The following is a 14,257-nucleotide window of genomic DNA, read 5'->3' as shown; positions in this document are numbered from 1 at the left end:
TGATTTTATGAAAAAAGCTATCTTAAAATTTTAAGATAGCTTTAAAATATTCTATTAAATTATTCTTCTATATCTTTCCTATTTATATTACCACCTAAGTTTCTAAATCTCTCTTCTATGCCTTCATAACCTCTATCAATATGATATATATTATCTATTTCAGTTGTTCCTTCTGCTACAAGTCCAGCTAAAACTAAGGCTGCTCCAGCTCTTAAATCACTTGCTTCTACAGGAGAACCTGTAAGAGATTTAACACCTTGGATAATGGCAGATTTACCATCAATTTTTATATCTGCACCCATTCTTTTTAATTCATCTACATGCATAAATCTATTTTCAAATACTGTCTCTATAACAATACTAGTTCCTTCACACATAGTCATAAGAGTCATGAATTGAGCCTGCATATCTGTTGGAAATCCTGGATATGGCATAGTCTTTATGTCTATTGGCTTTAATTTAGAATCTCTTATAACCCTAACACTATCACCATTTTCTATTATTTTGACTCCAGCCTCTTTTAGCTTTGCTATCACAGGCTTTATATGGCTTGTAATTACATTTTCAATAATTACATCCCCTCCTGTAATAGCTGCTGCAACCATAAATGTCCCAGCTTCTATTCTATCAGGAATAATCTGATGGGTAGCTCCACTTAAATTCTCTACTCCTTTTATCTTTATACTAGAAGTACCAGCACCTTTTATATCTGCACCTAATTTATTTAAGAAATTCTGTAGGTCTACTATTTCAGGTTCCATCGCTGCATTTTCAATAATTGTTTCCCCTTTAGCTTTTACTGCAGCCATCATAATATTTTCTGTAGCTCCAACTGATGGGAAATCTAAATATATTTTATCTCCAACAAGCTCATCTGCATAAGCTTCTATATTTCCATGTTCAGTATCTATACTAGCACCTAAGGCTTTGAAACCTTTTAAATGTAAATCTATAGGTCTAGTTCCTATGGCACAGCCTCCTGGTAGGGAATTTTTCGACTTTCCAAGTCTAGTAAGTAAAGGACCCATAACCAAGAAAGATGCCCTCATCTTATTCATAAGCTCATATTTATTTATATAGTTATTTACATCTTTAGAATTTATTTTTATTGTATTTTTATCTAATTTTTCAACTTTTGCTCCTAGAGATGTGAGAACTTGGCACATAATCTCTACATCTTTTAAATCAGGTACATCTTCTAAAACTATATCTTCAGTACCTAGTAGTGAAGCGGCCAATATAGGAAGTGCTGCATTCTTTGCACCTTTTACCTTTACTCTTCCCTTTAATGGAGGGCTTTTCTCCACTATAATTTTCTTCAAAATATCTCCCCCTGTTTAATATCCATTGGCAATAATAGGCGAACCTATCATTATGTAAGTTTTGTCTTCATAAACATTATACCTTATTGCAAGATTTAAGTTAATCTTTTTTTTGTCAACCCTTAAAAATTTTTTTATCAAAGGTGTATACATAGTATAAGAATCTAAATTATCATCTGTAAAATTTTCTAAAGTTGTTATTTCATATTTGTCTTCTATAATATTTATTTTTTCTTCTATACTATTATAACCTAATTTACCAGAAAAATCACCTAAAACACAAGTGGTAATTTCTACAGTTGAATCAAACTCTTCAAAAAGGCCTTCTATACTCTCCATTGTATCATTATTCTTCGAAAATTCATCTGTTTTTATAATATTTACATATAAATGTGTTTCTTTTAAATCTTCTTCATCATCTAAGTATGAACTTAAAAATATTTCAATTTTATTTTTATCTTTGTCAAATCCAGAATAATTTATTTGACTAAAGTTCTTTTCGAATATCTCCATTTTAGTAAAAAATTTTTCTGGCAATATATCATATTCTATAATAGGATCTATTTGAACACCTACTAAACCTGCTCTCTCTCTAATTTCGTCTCCCAATGTTTGCATTTCATCTCCATATATAAAATTATCTAGTATCTTACCATTTAATGAAATATCTTCTTGTATTTGCTCTCCTTCTAGAGTATGTAAAATATCTCTTAGTACTTGTCCATCCTCGAATTTATTTTCAGCTATGGTAGTAGTTCTAAATAAAATTGTAATTATGATTGCAATAAGTATAAATTTTTTCATTTATAAACCCTCCTAATTATTTTAGGAAAGGGTGTTTTTAAAAAATGTAAAGGGGGACAAAACATTTAATAAAAAGTACCCTTTCCCTATGATATAAGTATTGACATAGGTGGGTACTTTTTATACATATTTATTTCTTTATTTTTTTATTTATATTTACTTACTTCTAATCTATTTATAGCTTTCTTTAGAGCATATTCAGCCCTAGCTAAGTCTATTCCTGATTCTTTTCTTTGTAGTCTCTCTTCTGCTCTTAGCTTTGCAGCTTTTGCCCTCTCTACATCTATATCTCCAGGCCACTCTGCCGCTTCTGTTACTACTGTAGCTTGATTATCCATAACTGTTATATAGCCATCTACAACTGAAGCAACCCTTTCTAAGTCATCTTTAAAAATTCTGACCTTTCCAACTTTAAGAGGGGTAGCTATTGGAGTTCTATTTTTTAACACAGCTAAATCTCCATCTAAACCTCTTACGATTACCATGTCCACATCATCATTAAAAAATGATTTTTGAGGAGTTACAATCTCTAGATGTAATTTATCCATATTAATTTTCCACCTCTTTAGCTTTTGCTAAAGCATCATCTATTGTGCCTACCATATAAAAAGCATTTTCTGGTATATCATCGTGTTTTCCATCTAGAATTTCTTTAAATCCTCTTACAGTTTCAGCTACAGGTACATATCTACCAGGTAGACCTGTAAAAGTCTCTGCAACAAAGAATGGTTGAGATAAGAAATTTCTTACCTTTCTAGCTCTATCTACTACAAGTCTATCTTCATCTGAAAGCTCATCTATACCTAGTATAGCTATTATATCTTGTAAGTCCTTGTATCTTTGTAATAACTCTTGAACTCTTCCTGCAGTTTCATAATGCTCTTTACCTACTACTGCTGGATCAAGTATTCTAGAGCTAGAATCTAGAGGATCTACTGCTGGATAAATACCTAGTTCAGATATAGCACGAGATAAAACTGTAGTTGCATCTAAATGCGCAAAAGTTGTAGCTGGTGCTGGGTCTGTAAGGTCATCTGCTGGTACATATACTGCTTGAACACTAGTTATAGATCCTTGCTTAGTTGATGTAATCCTCTCTTGTAAAGCACCCATCTCAGTCGCTAAAGTTGGCTGATATCCAACTGCTGAAGGCATCCTACCAAGTAGGGCAGAAACCTCTGAACCAGCTTGAGTAAATCTAAATATATTGTCTATAAATAAAAGTACATCCTGTTTTTGTACATCTCTAAAATACTCTGCCATAGTAAGACCTGTAAGCGCAACCCTCATCCTAGCTCCAGGTGGCTCATTCATCTGTCCAAATACTAATGCAGTGTTTTTTATTACTCCTGAATCAATCATTTCATAGTATAGGTCATTTCCCTCTCTAGTTCTTTCACCTACACCTGTAAATACAGATATACCACCATGTTCTGTGGCTATATTATTTATCAATTCTTGTATAAGTACAGTTTTACCTACACCTGCACCTCCAAACAACCCTACTTTTCCTCCTTTTGAATATGGAGCTATAAGGTCTACTACTTTTATACCAGTTTCAAACATCTCCTTAGATGTTTCTTGTTCTTCAAAGGATGGAGCTGGTCTATGTATTGGAGACATTTTTTTCCTTGATACATCTTCCTTTTCATCTATAACTTCTCCAAGCACATTAAAAAGCCTTCCTAATGTTTCTTCACCTACAGGTACCTCTATAGGTGTTCCTGTATTTATAGCTTCCATGCCTCTTTTAAGTCCGTCTGTGGAATTCATAGAAACACATCTTACCGTGTCATCACCCATATGTTGGGCTACTTCTACAATTATCTTTTCACCGTTTAAATCTATTTCAATTGAGTTTAATAACTCTGGCAAATTTTCTTCATCAAAACGAATATCTACAACGGGCCCAATAACCTGAACTATTTTTCCTATGTTCTTTTTCATTTGCCCACTCCTTTCTATACTACTTTAAAGCTTCTGCTCCAGTAACTATTTCAGATATTTCCATTGTAATAGCTGCTTGTCTAGCTCTATTATAGCTCATATTTAACTCATCTATCATCTCTTGAGCATTTTCAGTTGCCGCATCCATGGCAACTCTTCTTGCACTTTGCTCACTTGCTGAAGCCTCTATTAGAGCTCCATATATCACACTTTGAATATATTTTGGAATTAAATAATCTAATACTTCTTCAGGGGATGGCTCAAAATCTATTACTCTACTTTCTTTTATATTTCCTTGTGATATCTCTTCAGTTGGAAGTATTTTTAAAATAGTAGGCTCATAAGAAAGTGTAGTTACAAATTTAGTATATACTAAATTGATTTCATCAACTTTCTCCTCTTTAAATAAATCTACTGCTAAATTACCTATCTCTCTAGCATCAGAAAAAAGAGGATTCTCTGAAACTCCTATAAATTCCTTTACTATATCATAATCTCTTCTCTTAAAGAAATCTCTGGCCTTTCTGCCTATAGTAATCAAAGATATATCAGATTTTTTATCTTTAAATTTTGAATGTATTAATTTATTTATATTTGAATTATATCCTCCAGCTAGTCCCCTATCTCCTGTTATAACTATATATAGAGATTTGGCAGGTGGCCTACAAGAAAGTAAGTGATGCTTTACATTTGTATGATTTATCACATTTCTTATACTAGATAAAACAGTCAAGTAGTATGGCCTAGATTCTTCTAATCTAATTCTAGCTTTTCGCATCTTAGCAGAGGAAACCAGCTCCATCGCCTTAGTTATTTGCTTGGTACTACTTATTCCTCTTATTCGTCTTTTAATATCTCTAGTTGATTCGGCCAAATTTTCACCTCCAACTCTTTAGAAGTTCTTTTTAAATTCTTCTATAGCTTGTTTTATTCTCTGAATATTTTCATCAGACAATTCTTTTGTATCTCCTATTTCTTTTACTATTTCCGGATGATTATTATCTATATAATCTAAAAATTCTTTTTCAAATAATTGAATTCTATCTACTGGTACATCCATCAAATGTTTATTTACTACTGCATATAATATTATAACTTGATGTTCTACCTTTACTGGACTATACTGAGGCTGCTTTAAAACCTCAATCATTCTCTCTCCTTGGTCAAGTCTAGCCTTAGTTTCTGGGTCTAGTTCACTACCAAACTGAGAAAAGGCTGCTAGTTCTCTATATTGAGCTATTTCTATTTTTAATTTACTTGCTATTTTTTTAATTGCCTTTATTTGAGCAGCTCCACCTACCCTAGATACACTAAGACCTGTATTTATTGCAGGTCTCTGTCCTGCAAAGAATAAATCTGTCTCTAAGAATATTTGTCCATCTGTTATTGAAATAACATTTGTAGGTATATATGCAGATATATCTCCTGCTAATGTTTCTATTATAGGTAGGGCTGTAATAGATCCTCCACCATATTTTTCATCTAATCTTGCTGCTCTTTCAAGTAGTCTTGAATGAAGATAGAATACATCTCCAGGGAATGCCTCTCTTCCTGGTGGTCTTCTAAGTAAAAGTGACAGTGCCCTATAGGCCACAGCATGTTTAGATAGGTCATCATATATAATTAATACATCTTTTCCATTTTCCATAAACTCCTCTGCAATTGTAACTCCTGCATAAGGGGCTATATATTGTAATGGTGCTAATTCACTAGCTGTAGAAGATACAACTGTAGTATAGTCCATAGCTCCATGTTTCTCTAATGTATCTACAATTTGAGCTACTGTGGATCTCTTTTGCCCTATTGCAACATATATACAAAGTACATCTTCATGTTTTTGATTTATAATAGTATCTATGGCAAGAGCAGTCTTACCTGTTTGTCTATCTCCTATTATAAGCTCTCTTTGTCCTCTACCTATTGGAAATAGCGCATCTATTGCCTTTATTCCAGTTTGTAATGGCTCATCAACACTTTTTCTAGTGATAACCCCAGGTGCAATCTTTTCTACTGGGCTAAATTTATCTGTATTAATACTTCCCTTTCCATCTATTGGTTGTCCCAAGGCATTTACTACTCTACCTATTAGCGCATCCCCAACAGGTACTTCTACTATTCTCTCAGTTCTTTTGACAGTGTCGCCTTCTTTAATGTTTTTGTCTGATCCCAGAAGTACACAACCTACATTGTCCTCTTCTAAGTTTAGAACCATACCGAAGACATTGCCTGGAAATTCTATAAGCTCTCCTGCCATGGCACCTTCTAGTCCATGGATTCTAGCTATACCATCTCCAACCTGCATTACAGTTCCAATATCTACTAATTCTAATTTTTTTTCATATCTTTTAATTTGTTCTTTTATTATTGAACTTATTTCTTCTGGCCTTAACTCCAAATTTTTCACCTCAAATTCTTATAGTGATGCACCTTTTATTTGTGTATTCATATTTTCTAATTGAGTTTTTAATGTGTTATCTATAAATTTATTATTTAATTTTAAGATAACTCCTCCTATTATAGACTTATCAACCTTATTAGTAAGTATTATATTTTTATTCATCTTTTTCTCAAGAGTTTTTATAAGCTTTTCTTTAGCTGGTGTTTCCATTTCTACAGCAGTTATAGCTTCTACATTTACTATATTTTTAAATTCATTGTATTTGCTATTAAATTCATCCACTATATCAATTAAGCTCTCTTCTCTTCTTTTGTCAATTACTATATAAAGAAAATTTTTCATCTCTTGTGATATATTGTCTTTAAATATATCATCAATTATTTTCTTTTTTTCACCTTTGCTAATTCTTGGATGTTTAAGTATTTCAAATAACTTAGGCTCATCTTTTAAAATCTTACCCATAAAATTTAATTCACTATGAAATTCTTCTATTTTTTCTAATTCTACACCTGCTTGAAATAAAGACATAGCATATCTATTTCCAACTAGTTTTGCCATTTTGAACTACCTACCTCATCAATAAACTTATCAATTAATTGATTTTGATTTTCCATAGTGATATCTTTTTCCATAATTTTTGACGCAATAAGTATGGCCATTTCTCCTACAGAAGATTTTACATCTTGATAAGCCTTTTCTTTTTCTAGTTCTATATCTTTGCTAGCTCTTTCTCTTATATCTTTTGCTTCCTCTTTAGCCTCTTCTAATATGCCTTCTTTTATTTCAGTAGCTCTTCTTCTTGCTTTTTCTATTATATCTTGACCTTCCCTATTTGCTTGTGCCATCTTTTCTTCATAATCACTTTTCAATTTTAAGGCTTGATCTCTTACTACATCTGCCTCTTCTAATTGGGAAGAAATCTTTTCTCTTCTATCTTCTAGAAAATTTGTAACTGGATTGTATAAAAATTTTCTTAAAATCAGATAAAGAATAAATACTGATACTAATGTAATAGCCATAGCCAAGGGTTCAGGAAGTGCTAATACTTGTATATTCATAAACTGACCTCCTTAAATCTACCAAATTTGCAAATTATTATAGCCCTAAATAAGCTGTAAGTAGTGGTCTTACAAATAATAAGATTATAGCTATTACTAGTCCATAGATACCAGTTGTCTCTGCTACCGCTTGTCCTAAAAGCATTGTTCTAGTTATATCTGCCTGTGCCTCAGGTTGTCTTCCTACTGCCTCTGCTGCTTTTCCTGCTGCATTACCTTGACCTATACCTGCACCTATACCTGCGATCATTGCTAATCCTGCACCTATTGCAGAACATCCTAATATAAAAGCTTCACTTGTTATACCTTCTAACATTTTGTTTCCTCCTTTAAAATATTTAAATTTTATTCTTCTGTTGCCCCACCTATAAATATCATTGTAAGCATTACAAATATAAATGTCTGTAATAATCCTGAAAATACATCAAAATATCCATGTAATACTGGGGTGATTAGTGGAGCAAAATATCCTAACGCATTATAAAGTAGTGCCATTATAATCCCACCACTCATTATATTTCCAAACAGACGAAAAGAAAGTGAGACTGGATTTGCCAATTCTCCAATTACATTTAATGGAGTAAGTGCTGGAAATGGCTCTGTAAAACTTTTTAAATAACCTCCAACTCCTCCTCTAGTCTTGAATTGAAATATTTGAGTTAGAAAAAATGTAACTATAGCAAGAGAAAATGTAACACTATAGTCTGATGTAGGTGGTGTTAAGCCTATTAGCCCTAAGAGATTTGCTACTGCTAAAAAGGCCATAAGTGTAAATATATATGCCCCAAATTTCATATTATGGGGACCCATTGTATCTCTTACTAATCCATTTATGGTTTCAACCCCTGTCTCTACTACATTTAGAAATCCTGTAGGGACTTCATCTATACTTGCATCTTTTATCTTTTTATTTACAACAAATGCCAATATAGATAAGACTATAATTATAAACCAGATATTTACAATGGTGTCATGGATAATATATTCTTTTCCACCGAGTGAAATTAAAATTTCCAAAGATACTCCTCCTTTCTAAGTAATAGTTACTTTATAAAATTCTTATCAAAAAATGCGGAAAATATAATTGTCAATTTGATGATCAATAAGCCTAAAACTGTAGCCGGAAAATTCAGATAATCTGCTATAGCAGATATTACAAGTACTATAAAATATATAGCATACCTTAAAAAGAAATGTAGCATAGTGTATCCACTGGCTTTTCCTGGATTCATCTTTATAGCTCTCTTGACAGTCCTTTCTATCAATACAAATCCAAGTACACTTATAATAGTTCCAAAAACATATCCTTGTATTATCTCTTTAGGTTCATTAAACATAAACAGACTAATTCCTATAATAAAAAAGCTAACAATTAAGGTCCTTATATAGATCTTTTTTAAAACCAAATCTGTCAAAACTTCACTTCCTCTTATTTCTATTTGTATTTGTGATTTTAAATAAATTCACAAAACCTCCACCCACACCTAAAAGAATAAACACAATAGCAAAGATACCTTCAGTGCCAAGCTTTTTATCTAAAAATTGGCCAATAAATACTCCCAATAATATTGGGGTTATCATAGAGATTCCTATTTGAGATATTAAAGCCAAGCCTTTAAGTGACTCTTTATAGTTTTTATTCTTTTTCATAAGAGTTTTCATCTCCAAAATTTGCTTTTAAATTATATATTAAAAAACATTTACTAGTCTATTTTATCAAACTATTTAGATATATTCAAGCAAGAGTCTCTTAAAAATAAAATTGTTAAAAAAAAAACATATATATGAGTATAGAAATACAGAATCTTTAATCTAATAATTAATTGATAAGGGATAGATTGTGAAAGTAAAACGGGAATTTTTTTCATAATCTATCCTATTTATAGATGAGAAATTATTTCATCTTAAACTATCTATTATTGCATCTACAATTTTTTTAGACGCAAATCCATCTCCATAAGGGTTTACTGCCTTTGCCATCTTCTCATACTCTTCTCTATTTGACAGTAAAGTATCTAGATTATCATGTACATCTTTATATTCTGTACCGACTAGTTTTGCAGTACCTGCCTTTATACCTTCGGGCCTCTCAGTCTCTCTTCTTACAACTAATACTGGCTTGGCAAGTGCAGGAGCTTCTTCTTGTAGCCCTCCTGAATCTGTGACTACTAAATAAACCTTAGATATTAAATTTGTAAATGGTTCATAATCTAAAGGCTCTATTAAATGTACCCTTTTATTCTCCCCTAGGATTCCTTTAGCTATCTCTCTTACCTTTGGATTTAAATGTATTGGAAATACAACTTCCACATCTTCATATTTTTTAGTTATTTCGTCTATAGCTAAAAATATATTTTCCATAGGTTTTCCTATATTTTCTCTTCTATGGGAAGTAAGTAAGATAATTTTTTTGTTTTCATAGTCTAAATCATTTAATAATTGATTTTCAAATTTATAATCTTCTTTTACTGCATACTTTAGTGCATCTATAACTGTATTTCCAGTTACAAATATATTCTTTTCGTCATAGTCTTCTCTAATTAAATTTTCCTTATTCTTCTGTGTAGGTGCAAAATGGAAATTCGTCAAGACACCTGTAAGTTTTCTATTTGCTTCTTCTGGATATGGAGATAAAATATTAAAGGAACGAAGTCCTGCTTCTATATGACCTATTTTTACTCCTTGATAGAATGCAGCCAAAGCTCCTGCGAACACTGTAGTAGTATCTCCTTGTACAAGTAATACATCTGGTTTCTCTTTTTTTATTACATCTTCTAAACCCTCTAGTGCCCTAGTAGTGATTTCAGTTAAAGTTTGACCCTTTTTAAAGATATTTAAATCATAATCTGGATCTATTTGAAACAAATCTAAAACTTGATCTAACATCTCCCTATGCTGAGCTGTAATACATATAATACTATCTATTTCACTTCTATTTTCCATCTCTTTTATTATAGGGGCCATCTTTATCCCCTCTGGCCTAGTTCCAAATACAGTCATTACTCTTATCTTTTCCAATTCTCCACCTCTTTTACTTTTCAAACAAACCTAGCTTTACTGCGGTAACAATACTTATAGTAAATAATACGACTGATAAATATATCGATTGTCTGCTATTTGCATTAGCTATAATCACTGCAAAAATTCCAAATACTGCAGATATTCCATATAAAATTAATACTGTTTTCTTTTGGGAAAAACCCTTATCTAAAAGTCTATGATGAAGATGACTCTTATCTGCTGCCATAATAGATTTTCCACTTAATAATCTTCTAAATATGGCAAATGTAGTATCAAATATAGGAACTCCAAGTATCAGTATAGGAACTACTACTGCAATTGTTGCAACACTTTTCATAACACCTTCTATGGAAATTGTAGCAAGCATAAATCCTAAAAATAGGGACCCTGTATCTCCCATAAATATTTTAGCTGGATTAAAGTTAAATGGTAAAAAACCTAAACATCCTCCAGCTACAATAGCTGAAAGGATTATTATATTAGTACTCTCAAACTTTGCTGCTACAAGCATCAAAGATATGCTGGATATTGTAGCTACTCCTGCTGCAAGTCCATCTAGTCCATCTATTAGATTTAAAGTATTTGTAATCCCTATAATCCAAAAGAGAGTAACAGGAATAGAAAACCAGCCTAAATATAATAATATATTAGTTTTAGAAAATGGATTTGTCACAAAGTCAACCTTTACATCGCCTAAAACTAGTATTATACCTGCTATTAATTGGAATAATAGTTTCAGCTTAGGGCTTAACCCTCTAGTGTCATCTATTAATCCAGAGATAACTATTATACTAGCCCCAAGTATTATAGATAAAATAGTCTTATCTAAAGGCAAAAACAGAAGTGATGCTGCTACCGTAGAGATGTAAATTGCCAAGCCTCCTATAAGAGGCATAGGCTTTTTATGTACTCTTCTATTGTCCTTAGGTACATCTACTGCTCCAATTTTAATGGCAAATTTTCTAACTAGTGGGGTAAGCATAAGAGATATGAATAATGCTATAAAAAGTGGTAATATAAAAGTTCTCAACCTGATTCTCTCCTTTTAAAAGCCTATAAGGGGTAGTATTATCTACCCCTTATAATTATTTTGTTCCAAATAATCTATCTCCTGCATCTCCAAGACCTGGAACTATATATGCATGGTCATTTAATTTTTCATCTATACTTGCAACATATATATCCACATCTGGATGTTGCGATCTGACTGCCTCTAATCCCTCAGGTGCTGCTACTAAGCAAACTAATCTTATATTATTAGCTCCTCTTTTCTTCAAAAAGTCTATAGCTGCTGATGCTGAACCTCCTGTAGCAAGCATAGGGTCTAGTACTAATAGTCTTCTCTCTTCTATGTCTTGTGGCATTTTGCAATAATATTCTACTGGATTATGAGTTTCTGGATCTCTATATAAGCCTATATGTCCAACTCTAGCTGCAGGTAGTAAACTCAACATTCCATCTACCATTCCAAGTCCAGCTCTCATTATAGGTACTAATCCCATTTTTTTACCCGCTATTACCTCTGATTTCATCTTAGTTAAGGGAGTTTCAATTTCAATTTCTTCCAACTCTAAATCTCGAGTTACTTCATATGCCATTAAGGTAGATACCTCTTTGACTAATTCTCTAAATTCTTTAGAACCTGTATCTTTATCTCTAATATATGTTAATTTGTGCTTTATTAGAGGATGGTCTAAAACTATAACTTTACTATCCATAAAAAGCTCCTTTCTCTTTGGAATTTATCCATTTCAAATTATATCATAAACTAGCAGTCAATTTCACCAATTTTTTCTACTCTTCTACTATGACGTCCACCTTCAAATTCTGTATCTACAAAAGCTTGTACTATTTCAGCTGCAAGACTCTTGCCTAATATTCTACCACCCATAGCTAACATATTTGCATTATTGTGAGCTCTACTCATCTTTGCAGAAAATACATCTGAGCAAAGTGCACATCTTATACCTTTTACCTTATTTGCAGCAAGAGATATACCTATGCCTGTACCACATATAACTATCCCCTTGTCTACTTCTTTATCTATAACTGCTTTTGCAACTTTTTTTCCAAAGTCAGGATAATCAACAGAATCTAAAGAATTAGTTCCATAGTCTATAACTTCTATATTTTTACTAATTAAGTATTCCTTCATTTCTTCTTTTAATTCAAATCCTCCATGATCACTACCTATACCTATTTTCATCTTTTTTCACTCCTTATTATTTCCAAAATTCCCATATATATTTCATCTCGAACTATTTTATAATCTGTCAAACTTCCTCCAAATGGATCCATAATATCTTCTTCTTTACCAAAAGCATATTCATTTAATAAAAATATCTTTTCTTTTAAATCAGGATATCTATCTATTAAAAAAGCTTTGTGACTTTTTCCCATTACAAGGATTAAATCAATATCTGTAAGGTCTAGATTGTCTATAGATTTAGAAGTAAAATTAGATATATCTATCTCTAATTCTTCCATAGCTTCTATAGAGTTTATGGATACATCTCCTCTTTCCCTAGCAAAAATTCCTGCGGATTTAGCTTTTAAATCTAGACTATGTTTTTTATCCAAATGATTTAATATTCCCTCTGCCATAGGACTTCTACAAGTATTTCCCGTACACACAAATAAAATCTCCAAGTCATCACCTCTTATACTCTTACTATTTTACCTCCGGCTGCCTTTATCATTCTATTCATGATTGCCTTTCCTATACCTTCTAAATCTATGGTTTCTCCAAGTATTATATCCACATTTTGATTATCAAAACTTCTAATTGTCTCAAATAAATTTGAACTTATAGTTACTTTGTCTTCCCTAGACCCTACTGCTAATACTATACCTTTATTATATAAACTCTCTGTCTCCTTAGTTGCCATTATACCTACTTTTTTACCCTGTGATATATAGATATCTGCTTGAATCTTAATATTTTTTACAATATCTTTTATATCCCCTTCAAATAGAATCATATCACATTTCGGAGCATAATGGCGATACTTTTGTCCAGGTGATTTAGGAATAGCCTTCTCATCAAGTATACTTTTATCCTCTATAATATCCGGGATAATTTCTCTTAACTGTTCATAACTTATTCCCCCTGGTCTAAGTATCATGGGAGTATTAGATGATATATCTATGACTGTAGATTCTAAGCCTACATCTGTATTTCCTCCATCTATTATCATAGGTATTTTCCCTTTCATATCTTCTATAACATGACTTGCCTTAGTAGGGCTTGGTCTACCTGATGTATTAGCTGATGGAGCAGCTATGGGAACTCCACTTTCTCTTATAAGTTCTAATGCAATAGGATTTTTAGGCATTCTTATCGCTACAGTATCTAGCCCTGCACTTATTATATTCGGTACTATATCTCGTTTTTTAAATATAATTGTAACAGGTCCTGGCCAAAATTTATCGATGACTCTATAACCTATATCTGGAATCTCTTTTACTAAGCTCTCTAGATCTTCTAAATCAGCTATATGTAATATAAGGGGATTGTCGCTTGGTCTCCCCTTAGCTTTGTATATTTTTCTTACTGATGCCTCGTCTAATCCATTTGCCCCTAGCCCATAAACTGTCTCTGTAGGAAAGGCGACTAGATTACCTAATTTTATAAGATTAGCAGCTAATTTTATATTTTCTCTATCTATATTATTTTCATCTATTTTAACTATTTTAGTTTCCATATT

General features: G+C 32.1%; 18 protein-coding genes. All 18 read right to left on the bottom strand.

Annotation, left to right across the window (positions count from 1 at the left end; all coding sequences use genetic code 11):
• Nucleotides 1-59: 59 nt before the first annotated feature.
• Nucleotides 60-1,322 carry a UDP-N-acetylglucosamine 1-carboxyvinyltransferase gene (gene murA / locus AC4PG3_RS03035; RefSeq protein ID WP_492197611.1) on the bottom strand — a complete coding sequence of 421 codons (1,263 nt, stop codon included), beginning with the start codon at nucleotides 1,320-1,322 and terminating at the stop codon, nucleotides 60-62.
• Between the two features lie 15 nt (nucleotides 1,323-1,337).
• Nucleotides 1,338-2,126 carry a YwmB family TATA-box binding protein gene (locus AC4PG3_RS03030; protein ID WP_492197610.1) on the bottom strand — a complete coding sequence of 263 codons (789 nt, stop codon included), beginning with the start codon at nucleotides 2,124-2,126 and terminating at the stop codon, nucleotides 1,338-1,340.
• A gap of 146 nt (nucleotides 2,127-2,272) precedes the next feature.
• Nucleotides 2,273-2,674: an ATP synthase F1 subunit epsilon gene (gene atpC / locus AC4PG3_RS03025; RefSeq protein WP_492197609.1), complete on the bottom strand. Its 402-nt coding sequence runs from the start codon at nucleotides 2,672-2,674 to the stop codon at nucleotides 2,273-2,275.
• 1 nt (nucleotide 2,675) lies between these two features.
• Entirely contained in the window at nucleotides 2,676-4,073 is a 1,398-nt protein-coding gene (gene atpD, locus AC4PG3_RS03020; RefSeq protein ID WP_492197608.1) for a F0F1 ATP synthase subunit beta, read from the bottom strand.
• 19 nt (nucleotides 4,074-4,092) lie between these two features.
• The gene (gene atpG / locus AC4PG3_RS03015) at nucleotides 4,093-4,947 is read right to left on the bottom strand and encodes an ATP synthase F1 subunit gamma (protein WP_492197607.1); all 855 of its coding nucleotides are present in this window, start codon (nucleotides 4,945-4,947) and stop codon (nucleotides 4,093-4,095) included.
• Between the two features lie 18 nt (nucleotides 4,948-4,965).
• A complete protein-coding gene (gene atpA / locus AC4PG3_RS03010) occupies nucleotides 4,966-6,477 on the bottom strand; it encodes a F0F1 ATP synthase subunit alpha (RefSeq protein ID WP_492197606.1) in 1,512 nt (503 codons plus the stop codon).
• A gap of 9 nt (nucleotides 6,478-6,486) precedes the next feature.
• Entirely contained in the window at nucleotides 6,487-7,029 is a 543-nt protein-coding gene (locus AC4PG3_RS03005; RefSeq protein ID WP_492197605.1) for a F0F1 ATP synthase subunit delta, read from the bottom strand.
• Nucleotides 7,017-7,529 (bottom strand): F0F1 ATP synthase subunit B, encoded by a 513-nt coding sequence (gene atpF / locus AC4PG3_RS03000; RefSeq protein WP_492197604.1) that lies wholly within the window; start codon nucleotides 7,527-7,529, stop codon nucleotides 7,017-7,019. Before atpF ends, AC4PG3_RS03005 begins: the two co-directional genes overlap by 13 nt.
• 37 nt (nucleotides 7,530-7,566) lie before the next feature.
• Entirely contained in the window at nucleotides 7,567-7,845 is a 279-nt protein-coding gene (gene atpE, locus AC4PG3_RS02995) for an ATP synthase F0 subunit C (protein ID WP_492197603.1), read from the bottom strand.
• Between the two features lie 29 nt (nucleotides 7,846-7,874).
• Nucleotides 7,875-8,546, bottom strand: coding sequence for a F0F1 ATP synthase subunit A (atpB, locus tag AC4PG3_RS02990; protein ID WP_492197602.1), 672 nt, complete (start codon nucleotides 8,544-8,546; stop codon nucleotides 7,875-7,877).
• Between the two features lie 26 nt (nucleotides 8,547-8,572).
• Nucleotides 8,573-8,944: an ATP synthase subunit I gene (locus tag AC4PG3_RS02985; protein WP_492197601.1), complete on the bottom strand. Its 372-nt coding sequence runs from the start codon at nucleotides 8,942-8,944 to the stop codon at nucleotides 8,573-8,575.
• Nucleotides 8,945-8,948: 4 nt separating this feature from the next.
• Nucleotides 8,949-9,179 (bottom strand): AtpZ/AtpI family protein, encoded by a 231-nt coding sequence (locus AC4PG3_RS02980; RefSeq protein WP_492197600.1) that lies wholly within the window; start codon nucleotides 9,177-9,179, stop codon nucleotides 8,949-8,951.
• Between the two features lie 249 nt (nucleotides 9,180-9,428).
• Nucleotides 9,429-10,538 carry a non-hydrolyzing UDP-N-acetylglucosamine 2-epimerase gene (gene wecB, locus AC4PG3_RS02975; RefSeq protein ID WP_492198187.1) on the bottom strand — a complete coding sequence of 370 codons (1,110 nt, stop codon included), beginning with the start codon at nucleotides 10,536-10,538 and terminating at the stop codon, nucleotides 9,429-9,431.
• Nucleotides 10,539-10,560: 22 nt separating this feature from the next.
• Nucleotides 10,561-11,580, bottom strand: a complete 1,020-nt coding sequence (locus tag AC4PG3_RS02970) for a glycosyltransferase family 4 protein (protein WP_492197599.1) — start codon at nucleotides 11,578-11,580, stop codon at nucleotides 10,561-10,563.
• 55 nt (nucleotides 11,581-11,635) lie between these two features.
• Nucleotides 11,636-12,268 carry a uracil phosphoribosyltransferase gene (gene upp, locus AC4PG3_RS02965; RefSeq protein WP_492197598.1) on the bottom strand — a complete coding sequence of 211 codons (633 nt, stop codon included), beginning with the start codon at nucleotides 12,266-12,268 and terminating at the stop codon, nucleotides 11,636-11,638.
• Nucleotides 12,269-12,318: 50 nt separating this feature from the next.
• Complete coding sequence (gene rpiB / locus AC4PG3_RS02960; protein ID WP_492197597.1) at nucleotides 12,319-12,756, bottom strand: ribose 5-phosphate isomerase B; 438 nt, start codon at nucleotides 12,754-12,756, stop codon at nucleotides 12,319-12,321.
• Nucleotides 12,753-13,184, bottom strand: a complete 432-nt coding sequence (locus AC4PG3_RS02955) for a low molecular weight protein arginine phosphatase (RefSeq protein WP_492197596.1) — start codon at nucleotides 13,182-13,184, stop codon at nucleotides 12,753-12,755. The genes rpiB and AC4PG3_RS02955 overlap by 4 nt, the downstream gene beginning before the upstream one ends.
• A gap of 26 nt (nucleotides 13,185-13,210) precedes the next feature.
• Nucleotides 13,211-14,254: an L-threonylcarbamoyladenylate synthase gene (locus AC4PG3_RS02950; protein WP_492197595.1), complete on the bottom strand. Its 1,044-nt coding sequence runs from the start codon at nucleotides 14,252-14,254 to the stop codon at nucleotides 13,211-13,213.
• Nucleotides 14,255-14,257 lie beyond the last annotated feature (3 nt).

The sequence above is a fragment of the Tissierella sp. QWL-11 genome (genome assembly GCF_058683765.1).
Note: the sequence above shows the minus strand (reverse complement) of the source record. Positions and strands in the feature narration are given on the sequence as shown.

What these genes read in the sequence shown, in the direction of transcription:
- AC4PG3_RS03030 (WP_492197610.1), bottom strand. Translation starts at nt 2,126, where the DNA reads ATGAAAAAATTTATACTTATTGCAATCATAATTACAATTTTATTTAGA.
- atpC (WP_492197609.1), bottom strand. Translation starts at nt 2,674, where the DNA reads ATGGATAAATTACATCTAGAGATTGTAACTCCTCAAAAATCATTTTTT.
- atpD (WP_492197608.1), bottom strand. Translation starts at nt 4,073, where the DNA reads ATGAAAAAGAACATAGGAAAAATAGTTCAGGTTATTGGGCCCGTTGTA.
- AC4PG3_RS03005 (WP_492197605.1), bottom strand. Translation starts at nt 7,029, where the DNA reads ATGGCAAAACTAGTTGGAAATAGATATGCTATGTCTTTATTTCAAGCA.
- atpF (WP_492197604.1), bottom strand. Translation starts at nt 7,529, where the DNA reads ATGAATATACAAGTATTAGCACTTCCTGAACCCTTGGCTATGGCTATT.
- atpE (WP_492197603.1), bottom strand. Translation starts at nt 7,845, where the DNA reads ATGTTAGAAGGTATAACAAGTGAAGCTTTTATATTAGGATGTTCTGCA.
- AC4PG3_RS02980 (WP_492197600.1), bottom strand. Translation starts at nt 9,179, where the DNA reads ATGAAAAAGAATAAAAACTATAAAGAGTCACTTAAAGGCTTGGCTTTA.
- upp (WP_492197598.1), bottom strand. Translation starts at nt 12,268, where the DNA reads ATGGATAGTAAAGTTATAGTTTTAGACCATCCTCTAATAAAGCACAAA.
- rpiB (WP_492197597.1), bottom strand. Translation starts at nt 12,756, where the DNA reads ATGAAAATAGGTATAGGTAGTGATCATGGAGGATTTGAATTAAAAGAA.
- AC4PG3_RS02950 (WP_492197595.1), bottom strand. Translation starts at nt 14,254, where the DNA reads ATGGAAACTAAAATAGTTAAAATAGATGAAAATAATATAGATAGAGAA.